The organism is Candidatus Nanosyncoccus nanoralicus (genome assembly GCF_004138405.1).
Taxonomy (GTDB): Bacteria; Patescibacteriota; Saccharimonadia; order Saccharimonadales; family Saccharimonadaceae; genus Nanosyncoccus; species Nanosyncoccus nanoralicus.
Genome location: NZ_PRLL01000002.1, coordinates 1 through 21,852, shown reverse-complemented (window position 1 = coordinate 21,852; position 21,852 = coordinate 1). Strand labels below are relative to the sequence as shown.

General features: G+C 39.4%; 15 protein-coding genes, 1 rRNA gene and 2 other RNA genes. 5 read left to right on the top strand and 13 right to left on the bottom strand.

Features of this window, described 5'->3' with window-relative positions; all coding sequences use genetic code 11:
- Positions 1 to 211 precede the first annotated feature (211 nt).
- From G3KMM_RS00585 to ssrA, 8 genes are all read right to left on the bottom strand, one after another.
- A 16S ribosomal RNA gene (locus G3KMM_RS00585) occupies positions 212 to 1,738 on the bottom strand.
- Between the two features lie 291 nt (positions 1,739 to 2,029).
- Positions 2,030 to 2,482 (bottom strand): divergent PAP2 family protein, encoded by a 453-nt coding sequence (locus tag G3KMM_RS00580; RefSeq protein WP_129604031.1) that lies wholly within the window; start codon positions 2,480 to 2,482, stop codon positions 2,030 to 2,032.
- A gap of 197 nt (positions 2,483 to 2,679) precedes the next feature.
- The gene (locus tag G3KMM_RS00575) at positions 2,680 to 4,230 is read right to left on the bottom strand and encodes a hypothetical protein (RefSeq protein ID WP_129604027.1); all 1,551 of its coding nucleotides are present in this window, start codon (positions 4,228 to 4,230) and stop codon (positions 2,680 to 2,682) included.
- A gap of 247 nt (positions 4,231 to 4,477) precedes the next feature.
- Entirely contained in the window at positions 4,478 to 7,168 is a 2,691-nt protein-coding gene (gene gyrA, locus G3KMM_RS00570; RefSeq protein WP_241569014.1) for a DNA gyrase subunit A, read from the bottom strand.
- A 14-nt stretch (positions 7,169 to 7,182) separates the two neighbouring features.
- Positions 7,183 to 9,171 (bottom strand): DNA gyrase/topoisomerase IV subunit B, encoded by a 1,989-nt coding sequence (locus G3KMM_RS00565; RefSeq protein WP_129604022.1) that lies wholly within the window; start codon positions 9,169 to 9,171, stop codon positions 7,183 to 7,185.
- 333 nt (positions 9,172 to 9,504) lie between these two features.
- Positions 9,505 to 12,570 (bottom strand): type IV secretory system conjugative DNA transfer family protein, encoded by a 3,066-nt coding sequence (locus G3KMM_RS00560; RefSeq protein WP_129604017.1) that lies wholly within the window; start codon positions 12,568 to 12,570, stop codon positions 9,505 to 9,507.
- A gap of 8 nt (positions 12,571 to 12,578) precedes the next feature.
- Positions 12,579 to 13,085 (bottom strand): hypothetical protein, encoded by a 507-nt coding sequence (locus G3KMM_RS00555; RefSeq protein WP_129604011.1) that lies wholly within the window; start codon positions 13,083 to 13,085, stop codon positions 12,579 to 12,581.
- A gap of 1,899 nt (positions 13,086 to 14,984) precedes the next feature.
- Positions 14,985 to 15,337: a transfer-messenger RNA gene (ssrA, locus tag G3KMM_RS00550) on the bottom strand.
- Between the two features lie 175 nt (positions 15,338 to 15,512).
- On the opposite strand from ssrA, the gene G3KMM_RS00545 reads away from it, so the two are divergent.
- The 5 genes from G3KMM_RS00545 (at position 15,513) to rpmB (ending at position 18,482) form a co-directional block, all read left to right on the top strand.
- A complete protein-coding gene (locus tag G3KMM_RS00545) occupies positions 15,513 to 17,048 on the top strand; it encodes a YifB family Mg chelatase-like AAA ATPase (protein ID WP_129604006.1) in 1,536 nt (511 codons plus the stop codon).
- Positions 17,049 to 17,135: 87 nt separating this feature from the next.
- Entirely contained in the window at positions 17,136 to 17,657 is a 522-nt protein-coding gene (gene infC / locus G3KMM_RS00540; protein WP_306760260.1) for a translation initiation factor IF-3, read from the top strand.
- Positions 17,658 to 17,740: 83 nt separating this feature from the next.
- On the top strand, positions 17,741 to 17,935 hold the full coding sequence (rpmI, locus tag G3KMM_RS00535) for a 50S ribosomal protein L35 (RefSeq protein ID WP_129603999.1): 195 nt from the start codon (positions 17,741 to 17,743) through the stop codon (positions 17,933 to 17,935).
- A 2-nt stretch (positions 17,936 to 17,937) separates the two neighbouring features.
- A complete protein-coding gene (gene rplT, locus G3KMM_RS00530; RefSeq protein ID WP_320410496.1) occupies positions 17,938 to 18,291 on the top strand; it encodes a 50S ribosomal protein L20 in 354 nt (117 codons plus the stop codon).
- Positions 18,291 to 18,482, top strand: a complete 192-nt coding sequence (gene rpmB, locus G3KMM_RS00525; RefSeq protein ID WP_129603995.1) for a 50S ribosomal protein L28 — start codon at positions 18,291 to 18,293, stop codon at positions 18,480 to 18,482. The genes rplT and rpmB overlap by 1 nt, the downstream gene beginning before the upstream one ends.
- A gap of 36 nt (positions 18,483 to 18,518) precedes the next feature.
- Here the strand turns inward: rpmB and rnpB are convergent.
- From rnpB to G3KMM_RS02780, 5 genes are all read right to left on the bottom strand, one after another.
- Positions 18,519 to 18,931: RNase P RNA component class A (gene rnpB / locus G3KMM_RS00520), an RNA gene on the bottom strand.
- A 31-nt stretch (positions 18,932 to 18,962) separates the two neighbouring features.
- Complete coding sequence (locus G3KMM_RS00515) at positions 18,963 to 19,838, bottom strand: reverse transcriptase-like protein (RefSeq protein ID WP_206660620.1); 876 nt, start codon at positions 19,836 to 19,838, stop codon at positions 18,963 to 18,965.
- Positions 19,839 to 20,019: 181 nt separating this feature from the next.
- Positions 20,020 to 20,664 (bottom strand): site-2 protease family protein, encoded by a 645-nt coding sequence (locus G3KMM_RS00510; RefSeq protein WP_129603992.1) that lies wholly within the window; start codon positions 20,662 to 20,664, stop codon positions 20,020 to 20,022.
- A 246-nt stretch (positions 20,665 to 20,910) separates the two neighbouring features.
- A complete protein-coding gene (locus G3KMM_RS00505; protein ID WP_129603990.1) occupies positions 20,911 to 21,363 on the bottom strand; it encodes an MBL fold metallo-hydrolase in 453 nt (150 codons plus the stop codon).
- Positions 21,364 to 21,394: 31 nt separating this feature from the next.
- Positions 21,395 to 21,852, bottom strand: a 458-nt coding sequence (locus G3KMM_RS02780) for a hypothetical protein (RefSeq protein ID WP_164998455.1), incomplete at its 5' end; no start/stop codon positions are given.

Sequence of the window (21,852 nt, the reverse complement as noted above, 5' to 3'; positions counted from 1 at the left end):
AACAGTATATCATACACAGAAAATCAAAAAACCCCCCTTACGGAGGTTCTCCTTAACAACTCAGTTGTGCAATTCATCGAAAGTAACAGTAAGCTGTAAATCGTATCTTACTTACGTAAGCTATATTGTGTTCTAAGCTTAATTAACACAATTACGACCGACCTAGATACATTAAATATTACTACTTAATGCTCATCAAATCCTTCTCTAGAAAGGAGGTAATCCATCGACACGTTCTCGTACCGATGCCTTGTTACGACTTAACCCCAATCATCTCCCCCACCTTAGGCCGCCGAGGCGGACTTCGGGTGTTGGTGACTCTCATGGTTTGACGGGCGGTGTGTACAAGACCCGGGAACGTATTCACCGCAACATGCTGATCTGCGATTACTAGCGATTCCGACTTCAAGAAGGCGAGTTTCAGCCTTCTATCCGAACTGGGACTGGCTTTGGTGCGATTTGCTTCACATCACTGCTTCGCTTCGCATTGTACCAGCCATTGTAGCGCGATTCTAGCCCAAGGCGTAAGGGAAATACTGACCTGACATCATCCCCTCCTTCCTCCCCGTTACCGGGGCAGTCCTACCAGAAAAATACAACTGGTTGCAAGGGTTGCGCTCGTTGATGGACTTAACCAAACATCTCACGACACGAGCTGACGACGGCCATGCATCACCTGTCTCGATGTTCCCGAAGGCACAGTTCTCTTTCGAGAGCCTACATCGGATGTCAAGCCTTGGTAAGGTTTATCGTTTACCATCGAATTAAAGATCACGCTCCACCGCTTGTGCGGGTCCCCGTCAATTCCTTTATGTTTTAATCTTGCGATCGTACTACACAGGTGGGATACTTAACGCGTTAGCTTCGCAACTCCGGGGGTCGATACCCAAAACTGCTAGTATCCATCGTTTACGGCGTAGACTACCGGGGTATCTAATCCCGTTTGCTCCCTACGCTTTCGTGCCTTAGTGTCAGAACTGTCCCAGTAACCTGCCTACGCTATCGGTGTTCCTTCTAATATCTACGGATTTCACTCCTACACTAGAAATTCCAGTTACCCATAACAGTCTCGAGCTAGATAGTTTAGATAATAGTCTGAATGGTTGAGCCACCAGATTTCACTATCTACTTACCTTGCCACCTACGCAACTCTTTACACCCAGTCACTCCGGATAATGCTCGGATCCTACGTATGACCGCGGCTGCTGGCACGTAGTTAGCCGATCCTTATTCATAAGTTACCATCATATTTCTCGCTTATAAAAGCAGTTTACAACCCGAAGGCCTTCGTCCTGCACGCGGCATTGCTCCATCAGGCTTTCGCCCATTGTGAAAGATTCCCTACTGCTGCCTCCCGTAGGAGTCTGGGCCGTGTCTCAGTCCCAGTCTGGATGATCATCCTCTCAAACCATCTAACGATCGTCGACTTGGTGAGCCTTTACCTCACCAACTATCTAATCGTACGCAAGCCATTCCCAAAGCGCATAAATGCTTTAATCCAAAGATCACATGCGGTATTAGCTAATCTTTCGACTAGTTATCCCTCACTTTGGGGTATGTTCTCACGCGTTACTCAGCCGTCCGCCGCTCGTCATCAGCTTCACAGTTCCCTCGAATCTTACCACTCGCATAAAGCCAAGTGTGTCAAGAGAACGGTGAAGCCATGCTACCGCTCGACTTGCATGTATTAGGCATGCCGCCAGCATTCATCCTGAGCCAGGATCAAACTCTCCATTAAAGGTCAAAAGACCTTGAATATTAAATTTGAAAACTCAAATAAAAATAAAACTGACGATGAAAGAAATGGATTTCGTATGATTATAAAAATCACACATATTTACCATTTCAAATTGCACAACTGAATTGTTAAATTTCATTTTCCAAAAGCACAGAGTTATCTTATCTATCTCGCAGCATTTGTATGCTCTAATAATAGATTACTTAAACCAAACTGTCAATACATTTCTCGGACTTTTTTTATATTTTTTTAACTTTTCTTTCTTTTTACCTTTAAAGCCCTCATTTTAGCCTATAAACAGAAGATTTTAATCATCGTTGCAATTGAAATTCCCAATATAAATCCCACCGCAGCCTCTGCCATCGTATGCCCCTCAACCACACGAAGCTTCTTAATTTTACTTCCCTCTGCTTTATTCTTGTCCGCAATTAATTTATTCAACACTTCCCCATGTTCTCCAACCGAATGTCTTACATTGATTGCATCATATATAATAATCAAGGTATTACATACTGCAAGCGCAAAAATTGTCGAAGTAAAACCACTAACATAACCTATCGTCATCGTCACTGCTGTAAAACTTGCTGTATGTCCAGACGGCATACCCCCAGATTTCACCATATAATATATAACATCCTGAAATGTTGTTCTGCCCCGCTTCTTAATAATAAAGAAAATTAACTTCAAAATCTGAGCAACAAACCAACCTAAGATAAATGCCAAAAAAACATAAAGGCTTTCCATAAGCCTATTCTATCACATATTTTCTTCTGAACCAAAATTATAGCCATCATCACTGACGGCTATAATTCTCTATAAAGATTATAGGTGTAATACCTATAGCAGGATATAGAATCTTTTAAGGTGCACTTCTTCTCAATTCACCGACGATATGTTGAGAGATTTTTGCTATGAAGAGAGAGCTATCGCCGGCTATCGTTCTAGTTTGAAATAGATTTCTTTTTTGAACGAATTGAGAAGAAGATCTTATGAAGTATGGCACCTAAGACTGTGCCTCCGATAAACCAAGCCCACCATAATGAGATTCCAGTATTTTCCTTTTTAATTTCACCTAATTTTGGTACCTCATTCAGGCTGTTATCATTATTATTACCTAATTCTTTACTCTGATCCTTATCATCCTGAGATATAGTGCCCGCCTCGTTTTCTACCTCTATCTCAGTTTTCGTATCATTTTCTGTATCAGAATTATTTCCATCTTCAGTGTTCTTCTCCGCAGCTAACACCGACACATTGTTTCTCTTTCTATCTTTTATGTAATCTGTATTTTTTACTTCCCCAAGATTAGTTTGTGGTTTTTCTACCACCACATCATGATGCTCATTTACTTTATCTTCTTTATTTATTTCTTCCTTATTCTTAGCTCCCCCTTCCTCTTTTTTCTTCTCAGCTAATTCACCGGCCTTATTTTTAGGCTCCCCTTCTGTCTTTTTATCCGTTTTCTCAGATTCTTTTGAATCTCCTGAATTTTCCTTTTTTGTAGTTTCATCTTGTTTTTCAGGCTTCTTTGATTCCTCAGATATTTTCTTCTCGTCAGGAACTTTTGGAGTATCAGGTTTCTTTGACCCCTCAGGCTCCTTCTTCCCATTAGGGTTCTTTGGAGTATCAGGCTTTTTTGGCTCTTCTGGACGTGTTTCATTTTCCTTCTTTTCAGTGACCGCATCACTATTCAGATAGCCATCCTCTGCTTTTAACTTCATCCCTTCTTGATATTTCCTTGGAGCATCATGCACTGCATATCTCACATTCCACGATGTCTTTGTCGTATCAAAACTTTTAACTCTACAGTCTTTTCCAGGGTACCATTCCCCCATGCAGTCATCTTTAAAGAGAACACGACCATTGTAATATTGACCATCATCTAACTGCACCATAAACACAACATCATTTGACCATTCATAAAATAGATCGAAGGTTGGTTTAATCCAAAAGTAACGTTCGCCTGTATCATGACGATCTTTAATCTCTTCATAATCGAATTTACTGGCTAATAATTTTGTCGTCCATTCGTCATCAAATTTATTCGCCTCATATAAACCAGCATTATCAATTGCAAAGCCATACCATCTAACCGATGCAAATCCAATTCTCTTAATCTTATGCTGGCCTAGCCATTTCTTACTAATTGAAAACTCAATCTGGCTATTTGTTCTATCAATTCGATCAAGACTTACCGCAAGTTTCCCGTCTACAAAAGGCACTGGCAAGTGAATATGTCCGTCGTATTTTGGTGGTAATGATTTTAGAGGTTCAATCTCCCAATTTCCTTCTGGCACATTTGGATGTTCTTGATTTGGCACATTTGCATTCATTGACAGCATTTTATTCGTCGCCATTGTCGGTACACTAAAATTCATTGCCATTACCGCGCTTGTCGCCACCGTTAATAGCCCCGCACCAATATAATTTCTCCTTATTACACCAGCTGTCGCCGTGGCGCCTTTTTTGGTATTTCTGATGTGTTCATTCATTTTCTTTACCTCACTTAGATTTCTTTTGCCCACACCTTAACACGGAGTCCTCAAAATACGCAAACATTACCATTTTATTTTTTTATTTTACAGGGGTAAAATCTTCATTTTTTCACTTTGTCATAAGCAAGATATTTTAATGCATAAGCAAGATATCTATACTTTTTTCACGCCAATACCTCCAATGAATTACATAAAAAATACCCCGTTTCCGGAGTATTTTTTAAATATTTAGAGATTAATATTTCTACTCTTCTTCCTCAGATTCCTCTTCTTTATCTTCTGGCAAGACAATCCCAAGCGATGCAACCGTATCGTCATCTGCAAGTCGCATAATTCTGACTCCTTGAGTTGCGCGACCTAATACCGGAATATCTTTAACTGCTACACGAATTGCCTGACCCAAACTAGACATCATAATTACTTCTGAAGCTTCTGGATCTAAGGTGTGTACTGCCACAATTGGACCAGTCTTCTCCGTTACGGAAGCCACCTTAATTCCGACACCGCCACGCTTATGCGTTGGGAAGTTAGAAACTAGTGTTGCTTTTCCGTAACCGTTAGCTGACACTGCAATTAGAGTCTGCTTTGGATCCGTTACTACGTCCATTCCCACTACTTCATCTTTTGGCCTCAACCTAATACCACGCACCCCCATTGCTGAACGGCCCATCGCCCTTACATCTTCCTCATTAAAGCGGATTGCTTGACCGGCTGAAGTTGAAATAATAATATCATTCTTCCCCGTTGTTGCCTTCACCCACTTCAATTCATCTCCTGGATCCAACTTAATCGTAATCAAACCATTTGAACGTACGTTCATATAATTCTTTGTTTCAGTCTTTTTGATCGTACCTTTTTTGGTTGCCATAAAGAGATAGCCCGTCTCAGGATCGATTCCATCACTATGCTTAATAATCTCCGTAATTTTCTCGTCTGGATGCATATTAAGTAGGTTCACCGCTGCAGTCCCCTTCGCAGTCAACGAAGCCTGCGGCACTTCATAGGCCTTCATTTTGAAGATTCGTCCCTGTGAAGTAAAGAAATACAAGAAATCATGTGAATTAGCCGTAATAATCTGCGAAATCACATCTTCTTCTTTCGTAGTCATACCTCGTTTACCTTTTCCACCCCTGTTCTGACGATGGAAATCGGTCTGTGACACACGTTTAATGTAGTTCTCTGCTGTCAAGAGAACGACACTCTCCTCTTCAGGAATCAGTTCTTCTTCTGAGAACTTACCAAGCTCATGATTAAACACCTTACTGCGACGTTTATCGCCATACTTCTCTTTCATGGCCAACAGCTCATCTTTAACTACAGCAAGCACCTTTGCTTCATCGGCAAGAATTTCTTCATATTTTGCAATCATTGCCATTAATTCTTGGAGTTCAGCTTCAATTTTATCTCGTTCAAGTCCTTGTAAGCGGCGAAGTTGCATTGCCAAAATAGCTGCAGCCTGAATTTCAGACAAACCAAAACGTTCCATCAAGCGTTTATCCGCATCATCATAAGATTCACGAATAGTTTTAATCACTTCGTCAATGTTATCTAGAGCAATCTTTAAACCTTCGAGGATGTGAGCACGCTCTTTTGCTTTCCTTAGATCATACTCCATACGGCGACGAATCACCTTCTGGCGATGCTTAATAAATTCCGCCAAAATTTCCTTCAATCCCATAATACGAGGCTGGATACCATTAACTAACGCCAAAACATTATAATGGAAAGTCGTCTGCAAATCAGTCATCTTATATAACTGATTCAAAATCTTCTTTGGATAAGCATCCTTTTTTAGTTCTACTACTACTCGAATCTTACCTCGTGCCGATTCATCCCTAGCGTCAGCAATATGAGTCATTTTTTTATCCAATACTAATTGACGAACTTTCTCGATAAAAGATTCCTTACTCATACCATATGGCACTTCAGTGATTACAATATTAAAGCGACCATTTTTACGCTCTTCAATATCCGCAATCGCCCGGATAGTCACGGAACCTTTACCTGTTGCATAAGCCTGCTTCATTGGCGCTCCACCATAAACCTCAGCACCTGTTGGAAAATCAGGACCTTTTACATGCTTCAATAAATCATCGAGCGTTGCATCAGGATTGTCGATTAACGACACGGTAGCGTCTACAACTTCCCCAAGGTTATGTGGTGGAATATTTGTAGCCATACCGACCGCAATACCCATCTGGCCATTAAGTAGAATATTTGGCAGCGCTGCAGGAAGTACTACTGGTTCTTTCTCTGTACCGTCGAAGTTATCACGAAAATCAACCGTCTCTTTTTCAATATCAGACAATAGCTCCGCTCCCACCTTATCCATCCGTGCCTCTGTATAACGGGAAGCCGCTGGATCATCACCATCCATCGAACCAAAGTTACCCTGCCCCTCCACTAGGGTATAACGCATCTTCCATGGCTGCGCCAAGTTTACCATAGCATCATAAATTGACGAATCACCGTGTGGGTGGTACTTACCCATCACCTCACCAACGATACGTGCAGATTTTACTGTAGCATGTGGAGCCTTCCAGCCATTTTTATACATCGCATAAAGAATACGACGATGTACTGGCTTCAAACCATCCCTCACATCTGGCAGTGCACGGTCAATAATTACTGACATCGAGTAACGCAGGAAGGAGTCTTCCATCACATTCTCAACCGTCAATTCCTCTACGCCGTCCTCAGCTCGCCTTGCCGTTAAACCACCAACATGAACATCTTCTTCTGTTTCACCAGCTTCCGTTTCTTCAGTCTCATCTACTTCATTCTCGTCAGCCTCAAGTCTCTTCTCTTTCAAGTCTGGGGTTTTACCCATAGTCTCATCTACACCTTTATCGTCAGTCGCATCTGGCACACCGCCAACCTTACTCACTTTTTCATTGTCTAGATTCTCTGGATTGTTTTTATTCTCTTTCATCATCATTCCTTTCTAGACTAGAAGTCCAAATCATCAATTTTAACAGTTGAAGCTCGTGACTGAATAAAGTTTTTACGAAGTTCCACCTCCTGACCCATCAGTTTCGTAAAGATTGCATCTGCCTTTTCCGCATCTTCAATATTCACTCTCACCAAAACACGATTATCTGGATTCATTGTCGTATCCCAAAGCTGTTGGGCATTCATTTCACCAAGACCCTTAAAACGCTGCTGTGCAGTATATCCAGCCTGTTTGAATCTCTCATCTTCAGGGTTAATCTTTAAGCCCTCTTTCTTTCGCTCCTCAATTCTTGCGGCAATCTTTGCTTCCAACGCCTCTTCATCATAGATATAATCGATCTTCCTATTTGAACCCGTACCCTTAATTAAGCCAAATAGTGGTGGCTTCGCAAGATAAACATGTCCACCCTTTACCACTTCTGGCATATAGCGGAAGAAGAAAGTAAGAAGTAAGGTTGAAATATGTGCACCATCAACATCGGCATCGGTCATAAAAACAATCTTGTAGTAGCGAAGACCCGATAGATCAAACTGATCCCCAATTCCTACTCCTAAAGCCTTAATTAGAGATACCAGCTCTGCATTTGCATACATTTTATCCAATCTAGCACGTTCGGTATTCAACACCTTACCACGTAGCGGCAAAATTGCTTGAATCTTTGAATTACGACCTTCTTTTGCTGAACCAGCCGCCGAGTTACCCTCGACAATAAATAATTCACATTCTGTACGATCTCTTGATGAACAATCCGCTAGCTTTGAAGGCAAGTTTAATCCTTCAAACGCACCCTTACGAATTACGTTATCGCGTGCTGCCCTCGCTGCTTTTCGTGCACGAGCTGCCAAAGTTGCCTTCCCCACAATCTTCTTCGCAATTGCTGGGTTCTCTTCAAGGTAATAGCCAAAATATTCTGACATTACCTTATCCACATAACCACGTACTTCTGGGTTACCTAACTTATTTTTAGTCTGGCCTTCAAACTCTGGATTTGGAATTTTTACAGAGATTACCGCCGTCAAACCTTCCTTAATATCATCGCCAGTTAGATTATCCTCTTTTTCCTTTAACAGATTATTACGTCTTGCATAGTCATTAATTGTACGATTTAGAGCCGTCCTAAAACCAACCACATGTGTTCCACCTTCTGGGGTCAACACGTTATTTGCGAATGGCTTCATAGTTTCCGCATAGGTGTCGTTATATTGCACTGCAATCTCCACCTCTGCATCCTCAATCTGCTTATCAACATAAAAAATATCGTCAGAAAGCACTTCCTTACTTTCATTCAAACGCTTTACGTAACTCTTGATACCGCCTTCAAAATAGAAAGTTTCTCTTTCTCCGGTTCTCTCATCAAATACAGAAATTAAAATTCCCTTAGTTAAGTATGCCTGATGTCTTGCATAATGCGCCACCCAATCATAATCAAAAGTAGTTGTCTCTTTAAAAATTGTTGGATCGGGGTAAAAAGTAATACAGGTACCTTGCTTATCAGTCTTCTTTGAGGTATCAAGCTGCATAATTGGCTTACCTGTTTCAAATTCAATATGATGAACTTTTTTATCTCGGTAAACTTCCGCAATCATCTTGGTTGAAAGAGCATTCACCACCGATGAACCAACACCGTGCAAACCTGATGAAACCTTATATCCACCGCCACCAAATTTACCACCAGCATGCAGAACAGTTAACACTGTCTCAAGTGTTGACTTATGTGTTTTTGGATGAATATCTACTGGAATACCACGTCCGTTATCCTCAACCCTCACACCACCATCACTCTGCAATGTAATCAATACCTTAGTCGCAAAACCTGCGATCGCCTCATCAATTGAGTTATCTGCAATTTCTTTTACTAAGTGATGTAAACCATCGTATCCGGTCGACCCAATATACATACCTGGACGTACACGAACCGGCTCTAGACCTTCTAGAACCTGGATTTCGGAACTATCGTATTCCTCAATTTTTTGTTTTTCAGCCATCAAACAAATACCTCATTAAGTTTTTTATGCTGATACCAAAGACTCGCTGTAAAATTCGATCCTCTCTTGATAAAAAGTCAAACTCAAGATTAAACTAAATCGTTCACCTCACTCGATATCTGTCTCCAGTTTACTCTTTCCTCTTCAAGCTGTCAAGATAAACACCCCGTTTAACGCATTCTAAGGGCCTCTAAGGGCATTTTGTTTCTCATCCTGATATCAATCATATGCATTAAAGTTTTATTGCTTCCAGCTTCCCTAAATAGCCTGAACACATTTTTTATCAAAAATTATCCTATAAAATTCCGACATACTTAGCCCCCGAATTCTAACTTACCTCAGATTTATTACGTCCCCAGAGCTCATCTGCCCGAAATCAGGTCGTTCTGACTCAATCTTCGTATTCTTTGTAATCTCTTCCTGTTTTACTGGTGTTTTTTTCGGTTCTTCACTTGCTAGCCAATCAAGATCATTATCCTTAGATTCTTGACTCAACTTCGCCAGTTCTGCATCAATCTCTTCAAGTGACAACTCTTTAGCAGGTGTCTCATTCGCCTGCTGAATTATTCTAGCCGCCTCTGGTGAACCTGGTATCGCCTGACTTGCTGGCACCTTCGCTACCCCCAAATCTATTCCCTGTCCACTATTTTTTTCACCAATCATTGACATAAAACCACCCCCCTCATTCTTAGGTACCTCTTTTACAGGCTTCTCTCCTTCGTTCTTAATATTTAGTCGCTCATCAATTTCTTTATCTACCTCTGCACCAGGACGACCGTACTTCTTTGCCGAGTACTCACGCAAAGATTCGAATACCTTGCGATCCTCCTTCCCCATTGGTGCTGGTAAATTCATTGTAAACGGCGCCGACGGCATACCATTCATCAAAACAGTTGTAATTGCATGATGATTTGGCTGCTTATGAAGATCTTCCGCTTTAAACACAGGTGTAAACACTTTTTCCAGCATTTCCGCATCCGTCACACCCACGCGTCCTGCCACAATCGTACCAACGTTACCAAGCACACCTTCACGAATCTTATCGGTCAGCTGTGTCATAAACTGGTTCGCAACAATCAAATTAAGTCGGAATTTCCTTGCCTCTGAAAGAATCGATTCAAAAGATTCTGTTGAAAAGTTCTGAAACTCATCGACAAATAAACAAAAATCTTTACGATCATGTTCCGGCGTATCTACGCGCGACATTGCCGCCGTCTGAAATTTCATCACAAAGATCATACCAAGCAGCTTCGAGTTTAATTCGCCAAGCTTACCTTTAGAAAGATTCACTAGTAAAATCTTCTGCTGATCCATAATCTCACGGATATTAAAGCCTGACTTGATCTGACCCAGTACTCGCTTCATCATTGTATTCTGCTTAAATGGACTCCACTTAGAAGCAAACCACGTAATCACTTCACCCGCATCATTTGATTTTTGTGAAGCTGGAAATTCTTTTGTCCAGTAATCAAACAAATCACGGTCAGTTACATATTTTAATTTATCAATCACTAAATCTTTATTAATGAATGGACTCGGGATATCCAAGAATGTAGCGCCCTTAGGATCACTCATCAAAAGCAGCGCCGCATTTCTAAACATCTGCTCACCACGTGGACCAAAAATACCAGTATGTCCAGGATCATAAAGAGAATACAACATATTGATACCCTCTTGTACAATAAAGTCCTTTTCCTCTGGAGTTTTTGCCTCCAGCATATTCATACCAATTGGGAACTCCATATCTGACGGATCAAAGTAAATCACGTCATCAATGCGATCCTCTGGCACCATTGATAGTAGTTCTTCCGTTACATCACCGTGCGGATCAATAAAACAAAAACCCTTACCTTCAACCATATCCTGATAGGCGATATTCTTCAAAAACACCGACTTACCCATACCTGAAGCACCAATTACGTACATATGTCGCCTGCGGTCATTTACACTTAATTTAATCTCTTTAATTGCACCGCGATATTCATTTCGCCCAATCAACACACCATCGGTAATCAAGGACGCTGGTCCATCAACCTGTTTCGTCATCTGTCTTTCAACGCCACTTGACGGAATCGATGCCTGTGAAGGCAAATGAAAAATCGTCGCCAATTCTTGTGTATTTAGTACAATTTTTTTATTCGATACTGGGAAAAACCTAAAAATATAATCAGTAATTAATTGATCAACTTTCTTACTCAAATCATATTTAAAACCATTTGAATTTGGTGAATCGAATTGCGAAAAAGCTGCCACTACACCCCCGACCAACCCCTCACTTCGAGCTTTTGATTTTGAATGCGCCACAATTCTAATTAAACATTCAAATGCAGGAAATTTTGCCTTAGTGTCAATCGCCTGAATTTCTTCTTGCTTCTTTTGTGATAATTCAGAATTGTGTTCATCCTTATCTTTTTTGTGTTCATCAGGAACTTCAAATGGCGCCCTAATTATATCCGTTAATAAATAAAGTATTCGGATTGGCAAATTAGATCCCTTACCACTGAAACCTTTTTTTCCAGATTTAATATTTTTGATCTTTGTTTCTGCATTTTTAGACCAACTAGAATCTAGTGGTCTAAACATCACCTGAAGCCCCAGCCCCTCACCAATTCGAACTTTGGAAAAGGCGTTTAGTAGAGCCAGTTGTGCATCCCACTTCATTTCCTGAAATGTCAAAATTGGATACTCAACTTCTTTCTTCATCACTAGCTCGCCCCCAGATACAAAATTTTCAGCATTATACTGATTTCCCGTATTCTCACTATTATCCATACCGTCTCTGCTGAAAATATTCTCGACTTCCGTCTCTTCCAATCTAGCTGTTGGATAAGAAGTCAAAATTGCCTGCTTCACCGTTTCAGTTAAAACCGCCGGCACCACAGCATAATATTTTACAAACCCATCCACCGCCACGATTTCAAAGGAAAAATATTTTTGTCCATACACGTGAGTCTTCATTCCAGCCTTTTTCAAAGTAGATGAAATAATCGTATACATAATCGTGGCTTGAGAAATCGCCTCATCATTTACATCACGCTCATCCCTACCCCCACCCTGGATATCGTCAGTTGATGGCGGTAAGTGAATTAACATCGGAATCATTTTTAGAGCACGCTCAAACTCTTTCGCCTTACGTTTTTGTTTTAACATTCTAATAACTACAAAAATCGCCGCTATAATTATTAGACCAAAAATCGCAATTCCAACAAAAATACTACTATCAATTCTAGTACTCATATTATTTTTTGACTGCGAAGCGGTTCCTTGCCCAACCTGCTGGTTCTGACTTTGAGTGCTAGCAGCACTTGGCGAATCAATCACCTGACTATTTGATTCCTGCTCCACAGGTTGTTGATTGCCACCCCTAATCAAATTTTCTAATCTGTTACCACCGTTCATTATTCTGCCTACTCATTTCCCTGACCAAGTACTCTTCCATAACGATCAAGCAAAAGCTTGGCTGCTAATTCACGCTTTTTTCGGTATTTCTCGTTCGGATCCTTAATCTTCATAGCTTCACTAACCGCCTTTATAAATTCCGGCTCCAATCCGTCCATATCTTTTGCTTTAGGTAAATCTGTTCCTACGATTTTTCCTTCATCATCAAAAGTCATATTGCCCACTGTCACTACTTCCCCCAGTGGCGCCTGCGGGGTCTCCTCTGATGATAGAAAACCAGTAGCAGTCAATCCGGCATTTCCCATCATATTAGCATTCTCATAAGCATTTGGTGGGCCTTGATTTACAAGATTCATATTATTTGGTAACTGTTCGACGCGCTGCTCAATACCCGCCTCCATTGACTCCTGGTTCATTAATGGATCAAGGTTGTGCCTATTAGGATTATACTGTGGTGCCTCAAAATTATTCCACTGTCCCATCATCTGCCCTGGCCCAACGTTACCATTATCCATACCTCCATTTTACCATATCCACTTTAATTTAATGTATTATTTTTACTCAACATCTTTATGAATTAATTATTTTATTCAATCACAAACGTTACACTAATTTCACCCCTGTAAATATTAAAAAAACAAAGCATAAAGGAAAACATTACAACATAAAAAAATAACCCTTACGGGTCTAATTTTCACTAATTTTAGTAAACAAAAATACATTAACAGCTACTAGTAGAATTGGGCCTAACACCAATATTATTAAATTCCTCACACCCGAAGCAATTAAAACCAATACCGTAATTGGTAAGATCGCAATAATACCCGCATTAATGTAATCTTTCTTAATCATTACATTTCTTGCAAAAAAAATCTTTACAAAAAATTTCATAAAGAAAGTAACAATCCCAAAAGACAGAAAATAAACCAAAACAAAGAAAAACAATATTCCTAATGGTCCTATATTTGCCGGCGACGTCAAAAACAATATTGCTAAAATAATCGACAATACGACTAGTGATAAAATCAAAATTAATCGATTAATCATAACCATATTATACGTCATTTTAAAAACTTAAAGAACATAATCCTATATAAGAATCATCTACTCTTATTCCCTGATTCTCATCATTCTAAAAATGAACTCGAGTAAGTCTTATTAATAAAACTTATTTTATCTTTTTTCCAAAACACCTCATCTAGCCAAGCTAGATCCTATAATGTACTCTCCCCTGGAATCTAGGTGGGTGGTTATCCGGCGCTAAAACATAAATAAATACCGCAACCATCTCCACCTAGACTGTTTGACCGCTCCACGTATAGTGGGGCATCCGTCTTTAGCTCTCCCCTCATAGCTTTTTAAAATATCTCTACATTAAGCATGTTTAGATATCTTTAAAACCAACCTTTTAATTTACATTTAGATTCTCACAATCTTTTTATTTGTTGATTTTTTATGTTTGTCTTTCGACACTCTTATACTAACATAAGCTTCATTTTAAATCAATACAAAATACCCTATTTATACATGTATTTACTACAACAGTAATTAAAAATATAAAATTCTTACCTATAAATGAATATATTAACTCATTTTGTATAATTGTAATAATCACAACAAAAATTCTAAATTTTATGTAATGATGTAACTTTTACTGTAAATAATTACAACAAACACATGTAATTTACATATATTATTTTTACAACAAGAGCAAAAACGCATAGCTCTCGCTGCGTCTTTTTTCTCCTATCATTCAAAAAACCTTTTAGTCAGCAACAAGTCATCATATTTCTAATAAACAAAATACAAAGAAACTTATGTTTATTTTTTTATTTAAAATCGTCATTCTACCACGTACAACTAGGAATCTTTCTGTACCATAATCAACCCTCTTCTTAATATAGATTCTTTGGGATTTCTTTACTAAAAATAAAAAAGAAAAAGACCACGGCCTCAAAAAGCACTACAAGCACCCTCTTGTGCTTTTTATTTTCAGAAATAAACACTCAATAATATTAATACTAAGGCCGTAAAGTTTTCTACTTATCAAAAACATTAATCTTTGTCATTGATACAGCCATCCTTATTTATCCAGATTTATATATTTTAATAAAAAGCCTCAAGCAACTTGAGACTCGTGTATTCATATCATAAAAAAAAGAAAAGTCGGCCAAACTGCGAGGAATGCCGAACTTTTCTTATAGAGTGTGGAGTTTTTTGGCTATATTGTTTGTTTTTGGCTTTGAATAATTTTTTTATTCAAAAGCTACCTCTATATTACCTCTCTATTTCGCTTATGTCAACAACTTTTTGAATAAAATATTTATGAATTTTAGCTTCTTTTCCACACCCCATTTTTACCTCCCTCTGTAAACAAAAAGAGCACCAGAGGTGCCTTTTAAACTAATCTTTTATGGTGGAGCTGCCGGATACTGCCTCCGGGTCCGAAAAATCTCCATGATATCATTCTACATGCATAGTTCTTTGTTTCATCTCGGTTATTTCTAGAAGCTGCAATAGAACAAAACTTCTAGAACCCATGATTTATTTTTCTAGGCAACTTGCATCACTTAGTTACCCCTATTCTCTTCTTTATAACAATTTAGATCTTCCGAGAAACTATATCTAAACCGGCCTATAAAAAATTAGGCGTAAACAGGTGCGTAAAGCACGTGCTTTGAAGTTGTTTCTTCACTTATTCAATACTTACGGTATCAATCGTCATGCCTGATATCTGTTAATAATCCGTCTAAGCTTTGTCAGCCCCAACTAATTCCGATTCTAACATATTCCCCGTTTTTCTTCAATTTTATATCATAAGCAAGATATCAATCATAAGCAAGATATCATTTTACCCCAGTTGTTTTATTTTTTAACCATCTTTTTTATTCAAAAAGTGCATATTCTTCGACTTTCCTCACCTACCTCGTTATATTAAAAATATGATTACAAAAGTATATTCAGCTATTCCCTACGGCTACAATGGTAAAATCATCGAAGTTGAAGCTAGTTTTGTCAAAGGCCTACCGGTATTCAATCTCGTTGGTATGGCCGACAAAACTATCTTTGAATCAAGGGATCGCGTCCGTAACGCCATACAAAATTCTGATCTTACATTTCCACTTCAAAAAGTCACTGTCAATCTCGCTCCCGCCAACCTAACCAAAACTGGGTCCACCCTCGACCTACCAATTGCCATCGCCATTCTTGCTGGCAGCAAGCAGCTGACTCCACTTAATATAATGCATAAATTCTTTGTCGGTGAACTTTCTTTAAGTGGCGATCTTCGACCCGTCTTTGGTATTATCAATATTGTTGAAGCTGCCAGGGATGCTGGTTTCACCGAGATCTATCTTCCTAGCGAAAATTTAAACTCCGCTGCCATCGTAGACAATATTAAGCTTTTTCCAGTTCAAAACCTACGTCAACTATTTCTTCATCTCAAGGGCCAAACGCTTATAACTCCAGTTACTTCCCAGAATTATCAACCAGCCCACTCATCAACAACTATGAAATTCGACACGACACTTGATCAAGTTTATGGCCTGAATTTTGCCAAACGCGCCCTCACACTTGCCTTAGCAGGCCATCACAATATACTTTTTAGTGGTCCTCCGGGTAGTGGCAAAACCCTACTTGCCAAAACTATTCCAGCTCTTCTTCCTCGCCCCAGCACCCATGAGCTTCTCGAAATTACCAAACTAAAAGAACTCTCTAAGGCTCTCAATATCGTAGATTCTCGTCCATTCCGCTCACCTCATCACAGTAGCTCTACTTGCTCCATTATAGGTGGTGGTAACCCCATCATACCAGGAGAAATCTCCCTCGCACATCACGGCGTCCTCTTTCTTGATGAACTACCTGAATTTTCCCGTCAAGTCATAGAGGCCTTGCGCCAACCACTCGAAGATCATCAAATTACAATCGCCAGAACCAAAGAAAAGGTCACCTATCCCGCAAATTTCATCCTGGTCGCCACCATGAATCCCTGCCCTTGCGGTTTTTATGGTAGTCAAATCAAACATTGCACCTGTACTCCAAACGAAATTCAGCGCTATCAAAAGAAGATTAGTGGTCCAATTCTAGATCGCATCGATATTAAAGTTAACGTTCCATATTTAGGAAATCAAAAAATTCTCGATCAGTTCAATCTGGCCACTCTCAGCTCTACCCACGAACAACCCCTAACCCACCATGTTATTAAAAATTGTATACAAGAGGCATTAGAGCATCAAAAATTCCGCTATCAAACAGATCAGCTCTTTAATGGAACACTTTCTTCTTCGCAGATTACAAAATTTATTCATCTTAAAGACCCCGAAAAAAAGCACCTTGAGCAAGCCTCCAGCAAACTTCAACTATCCGCCCGTGCCTTGCTTAAAATCATTCGTCTTTCACGCACTATTGCCGATCTTGATCACTCAAACGATATTAAGATTCAACACCTATCGGAAGCCATTAGTTTTAACCAGCCATAACCAGGCCGCAAGCTTAGCCTAACCCCTTGATAATCTCAGTTATTCTTGATATAATTCTACCTATTAAGGTTAAAAGAAAGGACTACCATTAGTATCAAAAATTCACGTACAAAAATCAATGGAGAAATCCGTTACGAATCTGTGCGAGTTATTGGAACTAATGGAGAGCAACTTGGCATTATGTCAAGCCGCGAAGCTCAGCTCCTCGCAAGAGAAAATGGCGTTGATCTAGTTGAAATTGCTGGAAACGCAAATCCTCCTGTTGTCAGAATCATCGACTGGGGCAAATTTCAATACCAGAAGATGAAAGAAGAAGCCAAGAATCGTAAAAAAGCTCGTGAAAAACAATCCGAACTAAAGCAAATGAAGATTGGCCTCAAAATCAGTGACAATGACCTCAATATTAAAATCCGCAAAATTAAAAGCTTCCTCGATGATGGCGATCATTGTAAAATCATGATCACTTTCCGAGGTCGTGAGCTCGCTCACAAAGAGCTTGGTAGCACTCTACTTGATCGTATTTTAGCTGAATTAGCTGAAGTAGCCATCGTTGAAGGAAAACCACAATTTGCTGGACGCAACTTATCAGTCGGAGTTCGGAAGAAGTAATTTCCTACTTCCACGGTTCCCTGATCGCTCCTTAGCTCAGCTAGCCTGAGTACAAATATTAACTATAACTAAAAGGAAAACCTATGCCTAAATTAAAGACCCATAAAGGCACCGCAAAGCGTATTAAGATTTCCGGTACTGGAAAATTAATCCGTGAACGCGCCTTTGGTAACCATATCCTTGCTAAGAAGTCCAAAGCAAGAAAACGCAATATGAAAACTGCTGGTGCAGTCGAAGGTAAAATTGCAAAAAACATTAAGAGTGCATTAGGAGTTTAATCATGAGAATTAAAAGAGGTGTCGCTGCACGCGCAAAACACAAAAAAATCCTAGCTGCCGCTAAAGGTATGCAACATTATCGTACACGAAGTTTCCGTCTTGCCAAACAAGGCGTCATCAAGGCTCTTCGCTACGCTTACCGTGACCGCCGTAATCGCAAACGCGATCTACGTGCTCTCTGGATTACTCGCATCAACAACGCATCCCGCGAGCTTGGTCTAAGTTATTCTCAGCTTATCAATCTTATGAAGAAACAGAACATCACTGTTGACCGCAAAATCCTTGCCGAGCTTGCCGTTAATCAACCTTCTGCCTTCAAAGCTATTGTCGAAAAAGCTAAACAGGAGAATAAGTAATGGCTATTTGTGAAATCACCGGTAAAGGCAAGATGTACGGACATAATGTTTCGTTCTCACAGCATAAAACCCGTAAAGTATTTAAACCAAATATTCAAAAGAAAACCCTCATCATCGATGGTAAAAAGATTCGTCTAAACGTTAGCGCTGCCGCTATTCGTACCCTCAAGAAAAAAGGTTTTCTTAAATAATTAGAAAACAAAAAAATAGGCCCACAAAGGGTCTATTTTTTAAGTCTTTACTAAGCCGGGTTCTGTAACTTATGTTCTATCGATCCCCTATCACAAGATAACCATAACGGGGGGATATTAGATAAGCCGACAGTCATCTATCTAGACATCTTGTTGCCAAAATGTTCAAGCGGTGAGCGTGCATCCTCGAACAAAGGTTCTCTAGCACTCCTTGCAGCCAGTAGGGTTTACCATCGCCTATGTCACCATAGTACGCCGTGAGCTCTTACCTCACACTTTTCACCCTTGCCCGAAGGCGGTATTGTCTCTGTGGCACTTTCCCTATTTTTAAGTTTTTTGATGTATCACTACACTTCTAAACGATCAAACGGTCGCCGTTAACGACTACTGCGTTCTATGCTGCCCGGACTTTCCTCTTGGCTATACCAAGCGACTGTCTTGCGGACTCTTGAATATCCTATCATAAATTGCATCTAAAAGCTAGGATCCAAAGTGTCGATCTATCGCCTTATTCGCTTCGCTATCTGCTATTATATTTCGCTCTCTCTTTACATGCGTAAATGCCACTGTGTCAAAACTTTGAATAAGTCTATTAATATCATTATAGATTGGCAGGATATCATTATTCTTAACTTGATATATTCCATTCATTTGATTCACCATCATTAAATTATCCGATACAAAGCGCACCGTCCTAAAGCCAAGTTCAATTGCCTGTTCACATCCTTCTTTAAGAGCATAATATTCTGCCACCCTAGAAGTCGCAAATCCAATAAACTCCCCACCCCTTTTAAGCTCCTGGCCCTCCTCACTATATACCACGTATCCGATTCCCGATGGCCCAGGATTTCCCCTTGAAGCTCCATCCGTGTAAATAATTGGCCCATTAGCAGCACCCCGAAGCCCCACCGTAACTTCTCCATTCTGCCTGTTACCTGTTTTTCCAAGTTCAATTCCAAGTACTGTAGCTGAGGCCTCCTCGAAACTTAAGTTAGAAAAGATATCATCATTGAATCCTAAAAATTTATACGATGAATATTTATCACTCAGTTCAATCTTATTAGCTTCATTATCCTCAACGTCAATATCATATATAATATATAAACTATATATTTTTGAGGCATCTTCATACTCCGTAAATGTGATTACGTCTCTAATCTTCATTTTCTTAACAGTCAGTGATAAATCCTCATCTACCAACCTCGCTATCGCCTCTTCTGGCTGCTCCCCCACTCGAATCTTGCAAACCGGCAACTCCCAGACAGTAGATATATCCGCACGTCCCTTATTCTTCTTTAACACCAAAAAATGATCCGCTTTCCGAATCATTCCAGCTATTCTAATTTTCTGCTTCATATCCACTCATATCTTGAAAAATCATAAACCCTAGTGACCTGTTTTTCCCTGTAATAAATACAGGTGGGTAGAATCTTATGCGTATCTCCACGGAGATAACACCGCGAAACCCCTGAAACATGACTATTCAGGAAAATCATGCCGCCACTAGGGTAATTTAATTATAGCATACCTTATTTATTTATTTTACCCCCACAATAAAATAAAAGAATTTCAGTATAGAGACCATTATACTTGAAGTAAAAATCGACAAAGAATTTCCAAATACATACACTAAAATCAAAACCATGAAAACCCCCATGCCCTTTTCAATCCTATCAAATAAATCTCTAATAAAGTCAGGCGCCAAAGCATAGGCAATCCTCGAACCATCGAGTGGTGGAATTGGTAATAAATTAAAAATCATAAAACCCAAATTAGCTAAAACTAACTGTTTAAAGAATAATCCTATATATCCACCGGCCACCAAGCCGCCACTTAGATAGCCGATTAAAAACCCAACAAGAGCAATCAAGAAATTTACAAAAGGTCCAGAAAACGCAACTAACGCCATCCCCCATTCACCTCCTTTAAGTCTTTTCTGCGCTACAGGAACAGGCTTGGCTCCTCCAAAAATCGGCCCACCGCTAATAAATAGCAGTAGCGGCACAATTATCGACATCACCGGATCAATATGTGAAAATGGATTTAACGACAATCGCCCTTCTTCTTTTGCGGTATTATCCCCAAGAAAATACGCAGTATAAGCATGGGCCATCTCATGTAGGACCATTGAAAATAAAATAATAATAAATACGATGATAATCGCAAAAATATCAAAATTCATATCAAAATTATAGCATATTAATTAACCATCATATTTTTCAACAATACAATTTTATTTAGATTACTGAACACATTTTTTACTCAGTATCATTTTTGATGATTTTCTATCCAAAAATTGCATACAAAAACCTATTATTCTGAATACATTTTTTAAGTAAATTCACTTTCATAGTAACTTTTAAAAAAGAGCCCTTTATCTTTTGAGCTCTTTTTTTAAATTCATCCCCCTCACTATCTTTTACTAATCTTAATTTAAAGCAATTACTTCTTGTATCGCAGGAAGATCCTCTATCTTTTTAATCTTAATTTTCTTCTCCACTCTACTTGAAAGCTTTAATTCAGTCACCATACCGTCAATATTACCCGTAGCTACAATTATTTTAGGATTAATATCCTTAATCGCCTTCACTGAACTCGTACATAGAATATCAGAAATACCTAACTCATCCAAGTTCTCATCAAAATCACCAATAATACCGATATGAACTCCGCCTACTTCTACGTCATAAATTGTTTTAGTATGTTTAGCCACACTAATACCTCTAATTGTTGCCTCTCCAATCTCAAACTCACCAGGACCTGCGATTTCCCCTACAGCTAGATCAGCCATAATCACCCCATTAACAAAATCAATCGTCACCGTCTTTGTCGCAGTTTTAATTGTAATTTCATTTGGATTCTTACTCTCAATTTCAAACATCTGTCACTCCTTCCTCTTTTTCCAAATTATTTTAACGTCTATTCAATATTCCATCTGGATCAATTTTTTCCAATATCGACATCTCCAAGACTTCCGAAACGAACCTATCCTTCACATTTAAACGATACTGAAAATCATCACGAGACATGATTACGTAATTCAAAGGTTTCCCCTCTTTCTTCTCAACAACCTCAGCCCAATGCGTCAGCTTCTTCGTTTTATCATCCCCAACTATCAATAAATCAACACCCTCTTGGCCAGGTAGTCGGTTAGTAACAATTAAACAGTCCAAGTAATTCTTAACTGAACGCACATATTCTTCCCAAACGTTTGGCTTCACCGTCACGTCAACCACCACATCAGCACGTGTAGAAAACAGCATAACTAGTGGCTTTGAGAAGGGATGCTTCGTATTTGCTGAATAATAAACCTTGTTATCATAGGTTTCGTTTTTAATAATCCCTATTCCTTCAAGATTTAACAACTCTC

Coding starts and splice junctions, on each gene's coding strand:
- G3KMM_RS00580 (WP_129604031.1), bottom strand. CDS start 2,482: ATGGAAAGCCTTTATGTTTTTTTGGCATTTATCTTAGGTTGGTTTGTT.
- G3KMM_RS00575 (WP_129604027.1), bottom strand. CDS start 4,230: ATGAATGAACACATCAGAAATACCAAAAAAGGCGCCACGGCGACAGCT.
- gyrA (WP_241569014.1), bottom strand. CDS start 7,168: ATGATGAAAGAGAATAAAAACAATCCAGAGAATCTAGACAATGAAAAA.
- G3KMM_RS00565 (WP_129604022.1), bottom strand. CDS start 9,171: ATGGCTGAAAAACAAAAAATTGAGGAATACGATAGTTCCGAAATCCAG.
- G3KMM_RS00560 (WP_129604017.1), bottom strand. CDS start 12,570: ATGAACGGTGGTAACAGATTAGAAAATTTGATTAGGGGTGGCAATCAA.
- G3KMM_RS00555 (WP_129604011.1), bottom strand. CDS start 13,085: ATGGATAATGGTAACGTTGGGCCAGGGCAGATGATGGGACAGTGGAAT.
- G3KMM_RS00545 (WP_129604006.1), top strand. CDS start 15,513: ATGATTACAAAAGTATATTCAGCTATTCCCTACGGCTACAATGGTAAA.
- rpmI (WP_129603999.1), top strand. CDS start 17,741: ATGCCTAAATTAAAGACCCATAAAGGCACCGCAAAGCGTATTAAGATT.
- rplT (WP_320410496.1), top strand. CDS start 17,938: ATGAGAATTAAAAGAGGTGTCGCTGCACGCGCAAAACACAAAAAAATC.
- rpmB (WP_129603995.1), top strand. CDS start 18,291: ATGGCTATTTGTGAAATCACCGGTAAAGGCAAGATGTACGGACATAAT.
- G3KMM_RS00515 (WP_206660620.1), bottom strand. CDS start 19,838: ATGAAGCAGAAAATTAGAATAGCTGGAATGATTCGGAAAGCGGATCAT.
- G3KMM_RS00510 (WP_129603992.1), bottom strand. CDS start 20,664: ATGAATTTTGATATTTTTGCGATTATCATCGTATTTATTATTATTTTA.
- G3KMM_RS00505 (WP_129603990.1), bottom strand. CDS start 21,363: ATGTTTGAAATTGAGAGTAAGAATCCAAATGAAATTACAATTAAAACT.